This window comes from Pseudovibrio sp. POLY-S9 (assembly GCF_001431305.1).
Classification (GTDB): domain Bacteria; phylum Pseudomonadota; class Alphaproteobacteria; order Rhizobiales; family Stappiaceae; genus Pseudovibrio.
On sequence record NZ_LCWX01000080.1, the window covers coordinates 1 to 977 of the forward strand.

Below are 977 nucleotides of genomic sequence, written 5' to 3' on the forward strand. Positions count from 1 at the left end.
GGTGAGGATTGAGGCACCGGCAGTGTGCGAAAGCAGCCGGTCAACAGCTACTCCCCTCATCTACCGCAGGGCGCGTCTCTCCCCGACTCTACCGAATGGCAGAAAAACAGGCACAGCCCTCGCAAATGTCCCTCGCTTTTATTGCCGGTAGCCTCGATAGCGACTTACTGTTTCTGCATCAGTTCTTTGTAGGTTTTTGTAAAACCCTTCAGAGAAATGTCAAAGCCTGCCTGATTTCCCTGGGTATCCTGAATCCTGAATACCGCTGTTTTGCCACGCTTAAAGCTATTTAACAGCGACGCTGGTAACGGGATCCCTGCAAAGCATCCTTCTGTATTGCAAAACTCATAGGCAAAGGCGTAGCGCTTTCCTTTGTCCACCTGCACAACGACCCCAGCTTTTACGAACACCTGCAAGGGGGTTTGAATCAGCAACGATGGCTGTTTGCCAGCAAAAACCCGCGCAACTAGTAAAGAGCGGGCTTGTTCTTGATCAACAAGCGTTTGTGACATTCGGCAATTTTGCCTGGTTTGCACCGCCTGGTTGGGGCTGTCACACAGGATTTGCCAATCGCTTTGTGACTTGAGCGTGTCTGAGGGATTTTCTTGTGCAGAAGCAGATGTGCAAAAGAGTAGCAAAGCAATCAGGGACTTAGCCCGTGTTATATAACAGAAGTTGTGTTGAAAAAAAGAATGCACGTGCAGACCTTTGTAAGAAAATCGTTTGTTAGTGTCAGATTTGTCTATGAATTACGCCGCTGCATAATTATTACAAGCGCATATTTGCAGATTTACCCAAATTGGTGCGCTTTATGACTTTGCGGAAATGGCTTCTAACGACGGCGGCTTTGCTGTCCAGCTGTTCTGTCACACTTGCAGGATGTCAATGCTGGGTCAAATTTCCCCAAAAGTGCTGGACCAAATTTCCCCAGTTTGAGGTTTGGTGACCAGCCTTTTTTTAGGTCTAGTTCTCCTTTT

At 47.8% G+C, this 977-nt stretch carries 1 protein-coding gene; it reads right to left on the reverse strand.

Annotated elements, in window-relative coordinates:
- Positions 1 to 164: 164 nt before the first annotated feature.
- The gene (locus PPL9_RS31145) at positions 165 to 698 is read right to left on the reverse strand and encodes an invasion associated locus B family protein (RefSeq protein ID WP_161831230.1); all 534 of its coding nucleotides are present in this window, start codon (positions 696 to 698) and stop codon (positions 165 to 167) included.
- Positions 699 to 977: the final 279 nt, after the last annotated feature.